Here is a 17810-nt window from a genome sequence, read left to right as displayed (position 1 = left end):
CTCCCCCCTTCCTTGGATATTGATTCTGTAATACAACCCCTTCAACGGTTTGGTGTCCATCTGGGACTCGATCGTATTGTCAACTTATTGGCAAATCTCGGCAATCCTCATCACCAAATTCCGATAATTCATGTTGCTGGTACTAATGGCAAAGGTTCAGTCTGTGCCTATCTTTCTTCAGTACTTACTGAGGCTGGTTATCGCACAGGACGCTACACTTCACCGCATTTAGTCGATTGGACGGAACGTATTTGTTTAAATGAACAGCCAATTTCCTCAGAGGAATTGAGCCAATTATTAGAAAAAGTCCAAGCGGTTATTCGGGCTGGTGACGAGGAGATCCCCCCAACCCCCCTTGAGAAGGGGGACTATGTTTCCCAATTAAAAAGGGAGGATAAGGGGAATCAAACCTTTTCAGAGAAATATGGGAACCCGACTCAGTTTGAAGTAATTACGGCGGCTGCTTGGTTATATTTTGCCCAGCAACAAGTCGATGTGGCTGTGATAGAAGTCGGACTAGGAGGGCGTTTGGATGCTACAAATGTTTCCTTGGAACCCTTGGTTACTATCATCACTTCCATCAGCCGAGAACATTGGCAGCAACTTGGCCCCACGATCGCGGACATTGCTAGAGAAAAAGCAGGTATTCTCAAACCTGGATGTCCTGTTGTAGTTGGAGGATTGCCACCGGATGCAGAAGAAGTTGTGCGATCGCGTGCTTTAGAATTACAATGCCCAATTTTTACGCCTCAACCCGCCCGTCAAATCGCTACAGGATGGGCAGAATATCAAACACTTCAAAATTCTCAATTAATTAAATATCCTTTGCCATTAGCCGGACAAATTCAATTAGCGAATTCAGCTTTGGCAATAGCAGCTTTAGAAATTCTCCAACAACAAGGTTGGCAGATTTCTGAAGAAGCCATAATTAACGGCATGGCAAAAACTCAATGGCCAGGGCGGATGCAATGGGCCACCTGGAACAACCATAAAATATTACTTGATGGCGCTCATAATACAGCTGCTGCCCAAGTTCTTCGCCAGTATATTGATAGCTTAGACGCAGTTAACCCCAAGCCCGTCAACTGGGTTATAGGAATGTTTGCCGATAAAGATCATGCTGATATTTTTTCCGCCCTGTTGCGTCCAGGCGATCGCCTTTTTTTAGTGCCAATACCAGTAGAATCTTGGCCGGGTAGAACTTCCGCCGATCTACAGGAATTAGCAAACCTAGCTTATAGCCTTTGTCCCAAATTAAGCGATCGCCAAATCCATCCAGATTTATTCACAGCATTAGAAGCAGTTACCACAGACGATTTAATTATTGTATGTGGTTCTCTTTATCTAGTAGGCGATTTTTTACAAAAAACACGGAGTGGGGAATAAGAGAGAAGGAAGATTTTTCCCAATCCCCAATCCCCAATTCCCAATTCCCAATTCCCAATTCCCAATTCCCAATTCCCAAATTTATCTTTGATTCCACTCTTGCGCCGCATCTTCTACGGCTTTATCTACAGTCTTCTCCCCTAACATTGCTGCTTGTAGGTTCTCATAAATTGCCTTTTGCAGTTTGTTGAAATCCTTCAAATTAGGGGTTAATATTTCTGCCTGTTGCAGTTCTGTAGCACTCATAACTCGCGCTTTTTCTACTATTGAAGCATTAGTTGGAACATCTTTAAAGTAACTATCAGACAATGCCTTGACTGTAGAAGGTAAGACATTTGCAGCTTTAGCGAAAGCTAACTGATTTTCGTCATTGGTGACAAATAAAGCAAACTTCACAGCGCCATCTGGTTGTTTAGTGTCACGGGGAATAACTATGTTCATCACAGCGACATTTTTCTTGCCCGTGTCACCAGTCAATTGAGGGGCTATTCCGGTAGCTTGGGCGATTTTCGGGGCATTATTAGCGATCGTTTTTAGAAACTCTGGCCCAGAAGCTAGAAACACAGTCTCTCCAGATTGGTATAAATCAATCGCGTGGCGATGTCCTTGCGTTAAAGCCTCTTTAGGCAGTAACCCTTTTTTATACAAGTCCACCCAATACTGAAACGCTGCCTTACCTGGTGCTGAATTAAACGCCGCTTTCCCATCAGCATCTATTAGGGTAACTCCCATTTGCACAAAAGATTCCAGTACTTCACCAGAATCTTGCGGTACAAATGTCACAAAAAAAGCATATTTCCCTGTATTATCTTTAATTTGTTGCGCTGCTTGTGCTAATTCTCCGTAGGTTGCAGGGACTTTATTGATACCTGCCTGTTTTAATAAATCAGTGTTATAAATGGTTAACCGTGTGGTGAGATACCAGGGAATCCCAAAACTCTTGCCATTAAGCGTACAAGATTCCCAGATATTTGGTAGATAGGAGGAACGTATATCGTTTGAGACTTTTGCATCTAAATCTAACCAGGCATTTCGCCCTGCAAGTTGGGAAGCAAAACCCGGATTGAGGTTAACTACATCAGGTGGCGTTTTTGCTGAGACAGCTGTTAAAATTTTGTTCTCCATAGCCGCCCAAGGTACATCGACCCAGCTAATCTTTATACCTGGATTTTGCGATTCAAAATTCGCAATTAGGTTTTTGAAGTAGTCGGTAAATTGAGGTTGGAGTTGCATTGTCCAAAACTCAATAGTTGCTGCTCCTGAATTAACTTGTTTTGTATTTGTACTGACATTACTTGTACTGCAACTTACAATCCAACTGGTTAATAAGCCAAGCATTACAAAAGCAACAAGTTGTTTAAATTTTCGCAATTGAATCATTTTCCCAGTATTTTTACGCTTGATAGGTGTGAAAAGCTTAGACAGAATTGTCGAGATTATAGGCTAAATAAATTAATTAGCACCAAGTCCGTTTTTAGTATCATTTAAATTTTCAATTTAGCAGTCCAGCGGGCACAACTGTGGTAAAAAGCTTCAAAAGTCTGTTTGGCAAATCAAATAAAGGGGTCGGCATTGAACTTGCTCCCGAACGGGTCAATGTAGTTCAGCTACGCAAGCAGCGTCAAGGCATGAAACTAGAAACCTTTATATCGGTAGCAGTTCCCGAAGGTGTAGTTATCGATGGTCAAATCACCGACCCCGCAGCAATGGCGCAATTAATCCAGCAGGCGCTAGCTGAGAGCAAAATCAAAACTTCTCGTGTTGCTACTGGTGTACCAGGGCGAGATTCTATCGTTCGGATTATACCAGTACCAGCAGAGTTAGATGACAAAGAACTGCGAGAAATGGTACTCAACCATGAAGCAGGTTTATATTTACCCTATCCTCGTGAAGAGGCTGATGTAGATTATCAGAAACTTGGGTACTTTGTAGATGAAGATGGCATTGAAAAAGTACATGTACTCCTAGTTGCCACCCGCAAGGAGATTACGGATACCTATATCAGTACATTTGAGCAGGCAGGATTACAAATTGATGTTTTAGAAATTAACAGTTTTGCTCTTATTCGGACTATTCGCGAGCAATTGCGACAATTTGGGCCGCAAGAAGCAGCAGTACTAGTTGATATAGAGTTCGACAGTACAGAAATTGCCATCATCGTTAACGGAGTGCCGCAATTTTCGCGCACAGTTCCAATCGGAACTTATCAAATGCAAACAGCCTTAGCAAGGGCAATGAGTTTACCCACATCACGAGATATGGAACTGTTATATGGAATGATTATTCCTCCAACTCCCATAGACGGCGGGAAAACCGGCGTTACCGAACTCGATCCTGGTATGGCAGCCATATTAAGAGTATTGGGAGAACTAACGGATGAACTGCGCCGTTCCATCGATTTTTACCTCAATCAAAGTGAAAATTTGGAGGTAGCGCAGATTATATTAGCGGGCCCAGGAGGTGGACTCCAGCAGCTAGATGAATTCTTTACCCAACGACTGAGCTTGCCAACTACCCAAATAGATCCAATCGGCTCTTTATCCTTGGAAGTTGACACTGAGAAATATCCACAGGTGCAACGCTCTGGGTTGGCGATCGTACTTGGTCTAGGAATGCGGGAGGTGTAACAAAATGTATAGCCTAGATGTTAACTTTCTAAAAGATCGCCCAGCATATCAGAAAAAGCCTGAGAGAAAGGGAGGAATATCCCTAAACCTGCCTACAGGAAATTTGACACCAGTGTATATAGGAGTTGCTGTAGGTGTAGGTCTTCCAGCTTTATTGGGAGTTGCTTGGTGGTTATTACAAGGGAAGATTGTTGAATTAAATGGTCAAATTGCACAACTAGACCAGGAAAGCAAGCGGTTAGATACAGAAATAGGAAATCTTAACAAAATCAAAGCCGAGACGAGTGCAATTAAAGGGGAAACTCAAGCATTAGTCACTGTATTTGACCAGATTCGACCTTGGTCAGCAATGCTGCAAGATTTGCGCGATCGCATCCCAGCCGCAGTGCAAATCGAAACTATCAAGCAAACTCCACCCGTTGCAGTAACGGCAGGCCAGCCCCCAAACAATTCTGCTGGAGGATTAGAAATTACCGGATTGGCTCGTTCTTTTAACGATGTCAATGATTTCTTATTAAGCTTACAACAGTCTCGATTTTTGAAATCCACAGAAAGCAGAATTATAACGGCAGCCTTAGTGGATGCTCCTTTACCACCAGGTACGGGTCAACCTACTAATGGTGTAACAATTAAGCCGCCTCAAGTAGTTAAATACACTATTCAATCGACTATGAGCGATGTTCCAGCTTCGGAATTAATCCGAGAGTTGGAAAAAAAAGGCACAGTGGGGTTAGTGACTCGAATTCGTAGTATGCAACAAACAGGAGTCATTTCAAAATGACGCTGAGTGATGATTTAAATTTTGCCGAACATGGTGGGGAATTCAACTCGGAAACGCCAGCCCACCCCGTGGTATTTGGCATTGCCTTTACACCAAAAATCATTGGCATTTTGGTGGGGGTAATTGGTTTAGCAGGAGCAGGTTATATATTGTTAAACTTGCTGATGCCAGCTTTGGAAAGCTATCAGCAGCAGCAAGCAAAAAGCTCTGAACTGCAAGGGCAAATTGAGCAAAAAAAAGCCAATATCAAACAGATTGACAAAGTTAAACAGGAATTAGCTCAGGCAAAACAGCAAAAAGTACAAGTTTTAGCTTTATTCGCTAACGAAAAAAGTTTAGATACATTGCTGTTAGATTTGAACCGCTTAATTGAGTCTGGAAATACTCCAACTTCTGTTAATGCAGTCAGAGCCAAACTGAAGAGGTTTGTGCCAGTTTCCCAAAAGCCAGAACCGATTATTGATGGAACTTTAGGACTACAGGTTGACGGTAAGCTGGAACGCAGCAGTATCAATGCTGAAATTACAGGAACTTATGAGCAAACACAATCGATAATTCGTAACATTGAGCGGTTACAGCCTTTGTTAATAGTTAAAGATTATCAAGCAACTTTGGCTCCAGTAGAGTCAAGATCCCCATTAGATAAAACACCTGTACAGGTTGGGCCAGCAGCGATTAATACATCATTCCAGTTACAGGTATTGATGCCACTTAGTGCAGAAGAAATAGCTGCCGGGGCAGCTTTAGCTGCCCCGAAAAAGTAGTTAGGAATGAGAGGTTAGGAGTTAAGAGTTAATAGTTAATAGTTAGGAGTTATCATTCCTAACTATTCACTCCTAACTCCTAATTTCTCAGAATTTTTTGTAAACAAGGTTTTATAAGGTGAGGAATGAACTGTGAAACAGCTTCACGGTAATAGTTTTATATTGGGTACTGCCGCTTTTGTATTTTTGGCAGCACAACCAGTTTGGGCACAAATTAGTCAAGTTACTAATGTACAGTTAAATCCAGTTAATGGTGGAATTAACGTTGCTTTGAAAACTTCTTCGGGTTCGCGCCCCCAAGTTTTCACTACAAAAAGAGGCAAGACTTTAGTCGCAGATATTATCAATACTCAATTACGATTACCACAAGGTAATAGCTTTCGTCAAGATAGCCCAGCGCCAGGAATTGCGTCTGTCGAAGTTAATCAACTCGATGCCAATAGCATCCGGGTGACGGTAACGGGGAGCAACAATACACCTGAGAGTCAACCGGTGGTGCGATCGCAAAATGGAATTACACTCAGCTTTAGCCCATCCGCAGGCACTATAGCATCAGCACCAACGCCAACAGCGCCAACACCAACAGCGCCAACATCCACAGCGCCGCCTGCGACTACTCCAGCCCAATCTGGTCAAAATTCAGGTGTTCTAGTTCCAAACCCAGAAATTACCATTGACGGAAAACCTGCACAAGCTGCTGGGCCTGGTCAACCTCTGAGTCAGGCTCCACCTTTCTTACCCAGAGCCGTTGCCCCACCGGTGGGAGATATTGCTATTTCCGCTACAGATGCTTCTCCTAGCACAATTGACTTAGGAACTCAAGAGCGTGTACCTCGTTTAGTATTGCGAGATGCGCCAGTGCGTGAGGTTTTGTCACTGCTTGCTCGTGCTGCTAATTTGAACCTAGCTTATGTTGGCAGCGAGCAAGGTGGTGGAGGTCAACAAGGTGGTGCTGCACAAGCAACTTCTCAAACAATCTCTTTGGATATAGAAAACGAGCCAGTACAAGATGTGTTTAATTACGTCTTGCGTTTGAGTGGTTTAGAAGCTAACCGCAGTAATCGCACAGTTTTTGTAGGGCCTAAACTACCTAATGCGACCCGTGATATGGTTATGCGTAGCCTGCGACTCAATCAAGTAACAGTGGGAGTCGCCCTGAACTTTCTGGTCGGTTTAGGGGCAGAAAGTGCTGTCAGCCGAGAACGGCAAGTCACTAGTGTTAGTGCCATAGCTGTTGGCAATGCAGCTGCTCCTATTACCCAAACTCAGACGACTACAGAAACCAAAGTTGAAACTCAACGTGTTGATTACAAAGACTCTAACCCATTACTTAGAGGTCTACAGGCATTAGGAGATGAGCGCACCAATTCTTTGACCCTGATTGGCCCTCCTCGGCTAGTTGAGATGGCGATGGCTCAACTAACTCAGCTTGATATCCGCCGTCGTCAAGTGGTAGTTAACGTCAAGATTATCGATGTTAACCTCAATAACACCCAAGACTACAACACTAGCTTTTCTTTTGGGATTGGCAACAACTACTTCAGCAGTGATGGTGGTGCAGCGTCTTTTAATTTCGGTGGTTCCAGACCAGCGACTAGTTCTGAAGTAGCAAACAGTGTCACAAGTACACCTACTATTACGAATCCACTGACAGGAACCCCTTTTGTTAATCCCAACGGTACTGTATCTATTCCAGGAACTACCCCAGGTACGGTAGTAGTGGACGCAAATGGTAACGTCACTAGAATCGCACAGTCAGGAAGTGGCTCTTTCTATCAACCTATTTCGCCCGCTAGTACAAACGCCTTACAACCAGGTTTCACTAATATTACTCCAGCGACCGATAACATCATTACAAGGAACGCTGATGGTACATCAAGTATCACACAAGGTACTTTGGGTACAGCTACTACAGCTTTGTCTTCTCTATACCAGTTCCCCAAACGTCTTCTCAGTAGCTTGCAAGCTCAAGTGACAAATGGCAATGCCAAAATTTTGACCGACCCAACCTTAATTGTGCAAGAAGGTCAGCAGGCTCTTGTAAATCTGACTCAGGAAGTAGTGGGAAACATAACGCTCCAGACAACAGATACTTCTGGTGGTTCTAGGACAGAAAGAACAATTGAGAAACAAAAAGTTGGTTTAACATTAAATGTGAAAATTGACCGGATTGACGATAATGGTTTCGTTTCTCTATCGGTTGCTCCTACTGTCAGCGCTCCCACAGCCTCACAAGATACAGGAAATGGACAAATTATCTTAGTGTCTGAACGTTCCCTGACTTCTGGCTTAATTCGCTTACGAGATGGTCAGACGCTCATTCTCTCAGGGATTATCCAAGACCAAGATAGGACAAGTATCTCCAAGATTCCTATTTTGGGCGATCTTCCACTGATTGGTGCGCTGTTTAGAAAGACAAATAGATCCAATCAGCGCAATGAGGTGGTTGTATTGCTCACGCCTCAAATTATGGATGATTCTGAAAACTCCTCCTACGGCTACAACTACAATCCCAGCCCAGAAGTGCGCCAAATTCTTGAGCGGCGGGGGTTGAAGGTTCCTGGTAGATAGATAAAGATGATGAGCAGGTGAGTCACCTTTGGCTCAAATTCTTACACCTCTTCCTGCTTTGAACTAAATTTCAAAACTATCCCTCTCCAAGTCGGAGAGGGATAGTTTTACGTAGTAAAACCTCTCAGAGTACTTTTAATTGGGCTAATTAGACAGACGCTATATAAGGCGTTGAATTCAGGTTAAACAGAAGAAACAATAATTTTGAATTCCTTGGGGTAACTTGTGGCAACGTCACAAATCGTAATCTCAGATAAATTCTTACGCCTACATTTTCAGATGCTTTAGAATGCCTGCGATCGGGTAAAGCGATTGTAGAAATTAGCCCAAATATTTATTACCTTGCCTCAGACACGTCTGATATAGCTCATAATTATATCTCTCCCTCCTGCCTCTACCTCCTCCCCTGTTATCCTCGCAATGCCTCCGGTGGACTGCCCCTACGTAGTTTTCAATAGGTATTTTTTCCTACCCTAGAGGTGGTTTTTAGTGAAGCAACTACCCTAAAATGACAAAAAATCCTGAAATCTATATAAATTAATGGTTTCATCTATCCACATCAGGCTACAACACCTTAGAATGATTCATTGAAAAGTCGAGCCGATGGGATGTACAGCCGTTTTGAGTAAAAATACTCCCAAAGGATGATTTTTTTATTCCCGCGAACCAATATTTCAGTACGGATGTACCATTTGCATCCGTAACGAATCTCAAGTAAACCTTCAGGAGTTTGATATGAACAAAGGTGAATTAGTTGATGCCGTAGCTGAAAAAGCTAGTGTTACCAAGAAACAAGCGGATGCAGTCTTAACTGCTGCTTTGGAAACGATTATTGAAGCGGTTTCCTCTGGTGATAAGGTAACGTTGGTGGGATTTGGCTCATTTGAATCACGGGAACGTAAAGCCCGTGAAGGTCGCAACCCGAAAACAAATGAAAAGATGGAAATTCCTGCGACGAGGGTTCCTGCCTTCTCGGCAGGAAAACTGTTTAGAGAAAAGGTAGCACCCCCAAAAGCATAGGTTCTGTCTTCGGGAACCCTTTTTTAATGCGGCAACCTGCACACGGGGGAAATTTAGCCTGGGCAGCAGCACTGGCTGGCTGTCCCCCTGATGCTATTCTGGATTTTTCTGCGAGCATCAGCCCGTTGGGGCCTCCAAACAGCGCGATCGCTGCTATAGTGTCCCAGCTTGGTAATCTTAAGCACTATCCAGACCCAAACTATAGTGAACTGAGACTAGCTCTCAGTCACTTCCATCAACTACCTTCTGAGTGGATTCTGCCGGGTAACGGCTCCGCAGAATTACTTACTTTAGTAGGTAGAGAATTAGCTCAATTAGCCGCGACAATTTTAATCACTCCAGCCTTTGGCGACTATTACCGAACCTTGGCAGCGTATAACGCTAATGTGCTGGAGTGTCCTTTATCATTAGTCACTGGTCATTGGTCATTGACCAAAGAGAAAGGAGAAAGGAGAAATGACAAAGGACTACTGCTGAATAATCCCCACAACCCAACCGGAAAAATATTTTCACGGGACTCTATTTTGCCCTACCTGGAGCAATTTGCTTTGGTTGTGGTGGATGAAGCATTTATGGATTTTGTACCGCCTGATGAGGAACAAAGCCTGATTCCAGTGGTGCAGGAATATGCAAATTTAGTAATATTGCGATCGCTAACCAAATTTTACAGTCTCCCCGGACTGCGATTAGGATATGCGATCGCACACCCCGACTGCCTAGCTAAATGGCAGCTATGGCGTGACCCCTGGCCCGTCAACACCCTAGCGGCGGCGGCGGCAATTGCGGCACTCCAAGATACGGAGTTTCAGCAGCAAACCTGGGCATGGCTACCACCTGCACGAAACCAACTCTTTCAGGGTTTGGCTAAAATTTTAGGATTTCAACCCCAAGTAAGTGCTGCTAACTTTTTACTGGTTGAGTCCCAGAAGTCTACTTCGCAGTTACAGCAACAATTACTCAAGCATCACCAGATTTTAATCCGTGATTGCCTTAGCTTTAAAGAACTAGGCGATCGTTTTTTCCGGGTTGCTGTACGTGAAGAGTCCGATAACCAACGCTTACTAACAGCGCTGAGTGGGGAATAGGGGAGATGAGGTAACTTTCATTCTCCATTCTCCGCCATGACAAATGACAATTGACAAATGACAATTGACTATGATGTTGTAATTATTGGCGGCAGTCTTGCTGGATACTACGCTGCCCTTGCTGCCACCCAACTACGTGCTACAGTCGCCCTGGTGGAACCTAAAGTAGACTACAGGTTTACTCATTACCATGCTCTTACCGAAATCGGTAAACTGGCACAAAAGTTGAATGATGCCGCTAGTTTTGGTATTCATGCCACACATACTGATACCTCAGAAGAATGCCACATATTTATGGCATGGCAAGAAGCGATACTATATGCTCAATGCATCGCCTCAAATCTCAAAGAACAGCATTCTCCCGCCATATTAGCCGCGCAGGGAGTTGATATTATTGTTGGTAGCGGTCAATTTCAATCTTCACCCCAACTTGCTTTTACCGTTAATAATCGCCGACTACGCGCCCGTACTTATTTGCTAGCTAGTGGTTCGCGTCCAGAAATTCCAGAGATTGAAGGATTGCAAACTACTGGCTATCTAACCCTTTCTAATATTTGGCAATCCCTAAAGGAAGCGACACTACCCAAAAATTGGGTCATTATCGGCGGGATTCCCCAAAGCATTGAAATCGCTCAAACTTTAGCGCGGTTTGGTTGTAGTGTTACCCTGGTGGTCAAGTATCCATATCTTCTACCCAATATCGACCCTGAAATAGCCATGTTGCTTCAGGCGCAGTTGGAAGTCGAAGGTGTGCGTGTCCTCACCGATAAAACAGTGACTCAGGTGAAGCTGATTGAGAATAAAAAATGGATTCAAGCAGGAGACAAAGCCATTGAAACTGATGAAATTTTAGTGGCGACTGGACAACAGCCGAATATTGAATCCCTAAATTTGGCAACAGTAGGCGTGAAATGGCATCGGCGGAGTTTAGTGGTGAATGATAAACTACAAACTACTAACCACCGCATTTACGCCTGTGGTGATGTAATTGGTGGTTACGACTGTGCCAATATTGCTAATTATGAAGCAAAAATTGCTTTGAACAATGCACTATTTTTCCCCAGGTTACGAGTAAATTATTCCTCAATTCCTTGGGCAATGTTTTCTGTGCCGATGCTGGCGCAAGTGGGTTTGACAGAGGCACAAGCAAAACGCCTATTTAGTCGAGACGAAGTTTTAGTTTTGCGTCAATATTTTAAAACAGTTGCAGTAGCCCAACTTCGGGACGAAACCACTGGTATATGTAAATTAATTGTGCTACGCAACGGTGAAATTTTGGGAGCTTCGATATTGAACGCAGAAGCTGGAGAATTGATTAATTTGATTGCCTTAGCAATGTCCCAAAAAATTAAAGTCAAAGATTTAGCAAATCTATCTCCTGTGTATCCCAGCTTCTCTGAAATTCTGGAACAAGCTGCAAGAGAGTGGAGTAAGCAAAAGTTAAATAACAACATTGCTTTGCAAGAATTTTTAGAAGGCTTCTTCCATTTCCGCCGCAATTGGAATTTGTGAGGGGGAAGTTAGGAGTTAAAATCCTTGCATGACAATCCAAACTACACCCGCAGCAACTAGAGGTACGCTGAGGTTATCTGTGCCGTGGGGTGAGACTGCCTCTGCTAGAGTGGCGAAAGTCGCAGTTATTACCGTAGTTAACAAAACCCATCCCAAACTAAAAGTTTTTGCCAGGGGACTCAGCGACGAACCAGGTAGTAGCAACAGCACTAAGAAAATCGCCACTGAACTTGCTACAAACATTGCTGCCGAACCTTCCCAGGAACGCACAGAATTTCCCACTTGATATTTATGCTGTCCGAACCGTCTACCGATTAATGCTGCCAATGCATCACCCCAAGTCATTGCCATTATCCCAGCTACAGCGATTGGGGCATTATCTAATGGCCCGTCTGGTCGCCATAGTAGCCCGAAAAGTAGTGTCACTGAGATAGCAAAATAAACTGTACCGGGTGAGCTTTCCTCAGTATCCATTGCGCCGATAATTCGGTAGCGGTAGAACAGGTAGTTAAGTCCGATAAAGGTCGCAAAGGGTATAATTCCGATTTCCCAGTGGTGAAACAGCAGCAGAACACCGAAAACCCACATCCCTGCACCAATATGAATCACCTTACGGGTCAAATCCGGCTTTACATCAAACAGCCTACGCAGTCCCTCGCCAATCACAAGCAGACTAGTCGCGTAAATATAAGAAATTGCTAGCCCGATAAAATCATTGTTTGTCATTTGTCATTTGTCAATAGTACTTATTCCCTTGCTTATTCACCAGGGTAAGCGCATCTCAAACCCTATTGACACGGTAGTTTTGGGGTTCACCCAAAGCACAAATAAGTTCAAAATTACTACACTGAGCCAAGGGGTGGGATTGACATTTTCGTCTTTGTATGGTCAAAAAACATAAAAAGCTATTTGAACCATGTTTTTTCAATCATTTACGACAATTCGTCCTATTTTGAATGAAAAATTGATATTTAGATACAGCTTTAAACTTTTTGTCTGTATCTAGAGCTACAAAATTAGATGCGCTTACCCTGGCTTATTCACTTAGTGCGATCGCTATTTCGTCTTAGGTTCTTTTCTAGTAACGAAACGCTACCAATACCTTGAAGGATACCACGACCGATTAAACCTAAACCACGACCGATTATTTGGGTGAGGATGAAGACTATACCGCTACCTAAAAAAGATAATAGTGATTTTAAGCGCGGTGCGATCGCATCACTAAATTCTAAAAGCAATGTCACTACTAAAGGAATATTAGAAAGTTTTCCTAATTCCTGATTTCGAGAAGCATAAACTGAAGTACTGGCAATGCCACGAGGCGCAATTACAAATAGTTCATAGCGACTTTCAAAAACTGCTTTTGGTTCGTTTATATAATTGCTAAATCGATATTTCCATGATAAATCGTTTCGGAAACGTTCAATTTCTCTTGTAGAAATTAATTGCCGATTATAAAAATTTTGTTTAATCTCTTCTACATCTGCTAAATAATTTAGTAGTGGTTGAACTACCCCATTGGCTACCTGAATTAACAAGTTCTCTAAAATCATTAATGTTTGGGATTTTGCTTCAGCACTCACTACTGGATAGGAGGTATTATCAATGTTCAATTCCGTTTGAAATAGCAGATAAGAATACAACTCGCAAATTAACGGAATTTTATTGAGAATATCTCTTTGCACAAACTCTGCATTTTGGAGGAATAAATTAACAATTTCTATATTGTTATTTCCTAATTTTATCCGAGAAAACTTCCCAAAAAAATCTGTAATTGCGGCTTGCCATAAATCACCTATTAAAGTATTTTTTACCTCATTTAATTGATTTAACTGTATTTGAGATGCACGCAATTCATCCAACTGTTCAGCCAGTTTTTGCAGAATAAGATAAAGTAATTCTCGTTTTTTATCTTCACGGAAGATGTCAATTTCTAAAGGGACATCTGTGACATTTATTAAAGAAAATTGAAGTTTACTAACACAAGATGTAAACAAGGCAGATTGTAGTGTTCCTGGACTAAGTAAAGGTGAAACAGTTTGCCTTTGCTCAATGGCACTACTCAATAAAGGTGTGAGTGGCGGCTCATCAGCAACCGGAATATGTTTCTCTTGCCTTTCTTGGGATGAAACTAACAACCGATTTAATAACCAACGAGCCGCTAGGAGTTCTCGCCTCCGTCCAGCTAGAATTGCTCGATCTAGTACTGCTAATCCAGGAACTTGTAATTGTGCTGTGACTGCGGTTAGAGTAGCCTCAATGTAAGCAATTCCTGACAAACGTAAATTATTTCGCAGTCTAGAAAAAGGTAGTGGGGAGTAGGGAAAGACACGATTAATCGCATCTGTACTAGGGAGTAAGAAGTTAGGAGTTGCGTTCGCCCTTGGCGTTGGCAAAGCCATCGCTTCTGTGTCCCGAAACCAATAGTCACCACCATCTGCAACTTCTTGCATAGCAGCGACTAACTCAGGTAGTGGTGTACCTTTGGCGCAGTAGCCATTTACACCAATAGATTTGGCAGCTAATAGGAGTCCTTGTTCTTGCACAGAACTTAGGAGCAAAATTGGCAGGTTGGGATATAAGGCTTTGAGTTGCCGACAGAATTGTAACCCTAGCTGCTGGCTGGTGGTGGAGCGGCCATTACCGAATTCTAAAACCAGCAAATTTACTTGTTTAGGGTCTTCTTGGGCAATTTCTGCTAAAATTTGCAAGGCAGTGGTGTCAGTTTCTACTACTCCTGTTACTTCCAGGTTAGGAATTGCTTCCAGAGCTACCCGTAATCCCAGACGAAAAATCGGGTCTTGGTCGAATAACAATAATTTTAAATGGCGATCGCTCATATTCCATCAATTACACAACCACTGTTTTTTACTAATCAGAAAACAGCTTTGATACAAACAAAACTTTGTCTCCCTCATTGTTACCTGTTTTCGCAAACTGATAAATCGATCGTAATTGCCATAAACAGCCGTCACTGTGTAATTAAATGAACTTGAGTATTCGGCACTGGTTGGCAGAACGCTATATCGCAATCAATCAAATCAGAGGGTTTTCGGCAGGGCAATTGGCAGGTATTGCCTATCGGATTGTTCAGGATATGGAAGTCAAAAGCCTCATGCCTTTTGATATCTGTACCTTGGTAGAAGTTTTAGAACTACCTTTAGGGATTGTTTGGGAAGAAATCAGTGTCATTTCCCAGTTGACAGAAAACCTGTTGCGTAGTCTCAGCCAAAAAAAACCGTTAAAACGTAACGAAGGCACATGGCTAGCGTTTCAAATTGCCTATCTCCAAGCTTTGCAAACAATTCTAAAGCAGGAAGTAAGCCTGCAAAGACCGTGGCTAGATCGGGCAAGTATACCAATCCAAGCCCAAATACTTAAAGAGGATGTGGGTAAACTCACCCTCCAAGATTCGCAACTGCAAGGATTACTAAAAACTCTCACCCCAGGTAAACTAACTGATACTCAGGCGGAACAAGCACTGTCTCTGGTTGCAGATTCATTACTGGTACAACAAATAAATCATGCTGTCATCGCTTGGTTAGTTGCCAATGGTGCAGAGGAATATGAAGCTAAACTCTTAACACAGCGTTTGGCCAACTCACTTCCTGGTGACATACTGGTAGTCGTTACCGAAAATGCTGCCCCTTTAGCCCAACTGCAAAAGTTTTTCCGTTTGGGGATTTCATTATCTCCTATTTTGAACGCTCCAGAAGTTGGTTCTCCAGTCGGTGAGAAAATTGATTTGCATCGAGAACATTACCGTGCAAGTTTGATTAAAAACCTCAGTATGCCGTTGCTCATAGAATCCTTTTCTCTCAAGGATATCTATGTGCCACAAAAAGGCTTACCAATAGAGGAAAGTATTTTTGAGCAGGAAAAAAAACCTGTTAAGCCGGTTGATTTAAAGATATGGGCGCAGCAACAGCTAGCTGATTTAGAAACGATCGCTATGATTGAGTCGGAACCTGGTTATGGAAAAACCAGTTTTTGCCAACTCTGGGCAGCACAGATAGCACAAGAATTTTACCCTATTTGGATGCCTATAGTAATTAGGTTACGGGATGTAACTTATGGCAAAACTTTCACCGAAACCCTAAATTCTGCTTTTGATGTTAATCTTTCAACTTGGTTAGAGCAACAAAATCCCCCTTGTCTGTTGCTGCTAGATGGTTTGGATGAATTGCCCCCTTCTGCTCATGGTATAAGAACTAAAGCAATTTTTATTCAGCAATTACTGAACTTTAAATCTCAGCATAGACACAAAATTGTGTTAACGAGTCGGTCAACAACATTACAGGAAATCGCCCCAGAGATACCTCTACCATTGAAGCGAATTATCATTCAACCGTTGGATGTGGACGAATTCAAACAATGGTTTCAGCAGTGGGCAAAAGTACAATCGTTGGCGATCGCTCAAAATTTCTTTACATTCTTAAAACAGTCAGGCTTATTTGCCAGCCAATCAAGGTTTACAGAATTATCTCCCCTTGTCCGTCAACCTCTGATGCTGCATTTATTGGGCATTTTACACCGAGATGGACTGCTAGATGATGAAGTGTTGCAATTAGCTGCTAATACCCCAAAGTCTTCTCTGTTGGAAATTTACCATCGCCTGAGTCGATGGTTATTGGGCTATCCGCTAATTGGTGAGATCAAGACAATGCTGCTGCGCTCAGGATCGGCTCATATCCACCGAACTCCAGAAGCGATCGCTAATTTACTCGCTAATCGTCATCCCCAAGATTTACTTGAGCAGATGCAAGCGATCGCTTTGAAAATTTTACACTCTCAACGCCATCAAATTAATTTGGCTGGTGAATTTAATCCTCTACCAGGGTTTTATTTTAAGATTCAGAATTTAGAAAGCTCAGACAAAAGCGCAGAAAAAACTAATTTAATTGAGTTTTCGCATATTAAGCTAGGAGAATTTCTTTGCGCTAAGGCTGTGACTGCTGAGTTGATATTATTGACTCAGTGCCAAAATGAGGCTTATGGTTCCCTCACTTTTGTGCTTGATTCTCCCAGTAGTGTTGCCCAGCATATTTATAATTTACTGGGTTATGGCATCCTTAGCCAGGAAATTGAAGAACTGGCGATCGCAATTTTGCGTCGGGAGCAAAAGCACAAGTTTTCTTTTGAAGTTTTGTTCCAACGGCTTTTGTCTTTCTGGCGTGCTTACTGTCAAGGCTGTTGGTTGGATAAAGGGATAGTTCACAAAGCTTTGACTCATTTCCACGCACTGCAAAACCCGGTAAATGTTGAGCAGGTGAATGCTGCGGTAGGATTAAATGTGTTTTTATTGCTTTGTGCTTGCTACCGAGAAACAAAAATCCCTTTTTGCCCTTGTGGCAATCCACTCAATTTAACAGAATTCAATCCAGAGGCTTTGAGTGTGCTAATTGCGAGGACAACCGTTTTGCACAAAAGCGCCTTTGCAACCCGAATCAAGTCTCTAGCTGGACTCAATTTATCGGGAGCCTCTTTGTTGCAAGTGATGTTAACTGGGGTAAATCTTGAGCAGACAAACTTATCCAATGCGGAGTTAATCGGGACAAATTTAGCTGGAGCCAATTTGCAACAAGCGAACCTTACAGGCGCAAACCTTCAACAAGCGAACCTTACAGGCGCAAACCTCCAACAGGCTAACTTTACAGGCGCAAACCTCCAACAGGCTAACCTGATGGGGACAAATCTTAATTCAGCGAATCTCACCAACGCCTGTTTATTTGATGCCATCCTCACTGAGGCTGACAAAAAATTAGCTGCTGATAATGGTGCTTTATTCTCCAAAGAATCGTTTCAAAGACTGAAAAATTTGCCTAGTTTACCGCCGCAGCCATCGCACCAACCTTTCTTAAACACCGTCAAAATTACACTAAACACAGATAAGAATTGGCCCAAACTCCCTGCGATCGGAGTAATCGAAAGCTCTGAAGGTACAATTTTACCAGTAGGTTTATATGATGAAGATGTCGAAGATGAAACAGTTTTTGGCAATGACTCCATTGATGATAGTAATACAGATTAGTAATTAGGCATTGCTTATTTACCCCTGCTCCCC

At 42.7% G+C, this 17810-nt stretch carries 12 protein-coding genes; 9 read left to right on the top strand and 3 right to left on the bottom strand.

Going from position 1 to position 17810, the window contains the following annotated elements; translation table 11 throughout:
• The first annotated feature begins 12 nt into the window (after positions 1-12).
• Entirely contained in the window at positions 13-1386 is a 1374-nt protein-coding gene (locus tag CDG79_RS33130; protein WP_094345911.1) for a bifunctional folylpolyglutamate synthase/dihydrofolate synthase, read from the top strand.
• 81 nt (positions 1387-1467) lie between these two features.
• Here the strand turns inward: CDG79_RS33130 and CDG79_RS33125 are convergent, their stop codons facing one another.
• Positions 1468-2766, bottom strand: a complete 1299-nt coding sequence (locus tag CDG79_RS33125; protein WP_094345910.1) for an ABC transporter substrate-binding protein — start codon at positions 2764-2766, stop codon at positions 1468-1470.
• A 140-nt stretch (positions 2767-2906) separates the two neighbouring features.
• Here CDG79_RS33125 and pilM point away from each other — a divergent pair, with 140 nt between their 5' ends.
• From pilM to CDG79_RS33090, 7 genes are all read left to right on the top strand, one after another.
• Positions 2907-4013 carry a type IV pilus assembly protein PilM gene (gene pilM / locus CDG79_RS33120; protein WP_094332619.1) on the top strand — a complete coding sequence of 369 codons (1107 nt, stop codon included), beginning with the start codon at positions 2907-2909 and terminating at the stop codon, positions 4011-4013.
• A gap of 4 nt (positions 4014-4017) precedes the next feature.
• Positions 4018-4794 carry a PilN domain-containing protein gene (locus CDG79_RS33115; RefSeq protein ID WP_094345909.1) on the top strand — a complete coding sequence of 259 codons (777 nt, stop codon included), beginning with the start codon at positions 4018-4020 and terminating at the stop codon, positions 4792-4794.
• On the top strand, positions 4791-5558 hold the full coding sequence (locus CDG79_RS33110) for a pilus assembly protein PilO (RefSeq protein ID WP_094345908.1): 768 nt from the start codon (positions 4791-4793) through the stop codon (positions 5556-5558). The genes CDG79_RS33115 and CDG79_RS33110 overlap by 4 nt, the downstream gene beginning before the upstream one ends.
• Positions 5559-5690: 132 nt before the next feature.
• Positions 5691-8129 carry a type IV pilus secretin family protein gene (locus CDG79_RS33105; protein WP_094345907.1) on the top strand — a complete coding sequence of 813 codons (2439 nt, stop codon included), beginning with the start codon at positions 5691-5693 and terminating at the stop codon, positions 8127-8129.
• A 735-nt stretch (positions 8130-8864) separates the two neighbouring features.
• A complete protein-coding gene (locus CDG79_RS33100) occupies positions 8865-9149 on the top strand; it encodes an HU family DNA-binding protein (RefSeq protein WP_010998076.1) in 285 nt (94 codons plus the stop codon).
• Between the two features lie 26 nt (positions 9150-9175).
• On the top strand, positions 9176-10234 hold the full coding sequence (gene cobD, locus CDG79_RS33095) for a threonine-phosphate decarboxylase CobD (RefSeq protein WP_094345906.1): 1059 nt from the start codon (positions 9176-9178) through the stop codon (positions 10232-10234).
• 57 nt (positions 10235-10291) lie between these two features.
• Positions 10292-11746, top strand: coding sequence for a dihydrolipoyl dehydrogenase family protein (locus tag CDG79_RS33090; RefSeq protein ID WP_094345905.1), 1455 nt, complete (start codon positions 10292-10294; stop codon positions 11744-11746).
• A 15-nt stretch (positions 11747-11761) separates the two neighbouring features.
• Here the strand turns inward: CDG79_RS33090 and CDG79_RS33085 are convergent, their stop codons facing one another.
• Positions 11762-12472, bottom strand: a complete 711-nt coding sequence (locus CDG79_RS33085) for a diacylglycerol/polyprenol kinase family protein (protein WP_094345904.1) — start codon at positions 12470-12472, stop codon at positions 11762-11764.
• Between the two features lie 314 nt (positions 12473-12786).
• Positions 12787-14586: a DUF3685 domain-containing protein gene (locus tag CDG79_RS33080; protein WP_094345903.1), complete on the bottom strand. Its 1800-nt coding sequence runs from the start codon at positions 14584-14586 to the stop codon at positions 12787-12789.
• 146 nt (positions 14587-14732) lie between these two features.
• On the opposite strand from CDG79_RS33080, the gene CDG79_RS33075 reads away from it, so the two are divergent.
• A complete protein-coding gene (locus tag CDG79_RS33075) occupies positions 14733-17777 on the top strand; it encodes a pentapeptide repeat-containing protein (protein ID WP_094345902.1) in 3045 nt (1014 codons plus the stop codon).
• Positions 17778-17810: the final 33 nt, after the last annotated feature.

This window comes from Nostoc sp. 'Peltigera membranacea cyanobiont' 232, assembly GCF_002245985.1.
GTDB lineage: Bacteria > Cyanobacteriota > Cyanobacteriia > Cyanobacteriales > Nostocaceae > Nostoc.
Note: the sequence above shows the minus strand (reverse complement) of the source record. Positions and strands in the feature narration are given on the sequence as shown.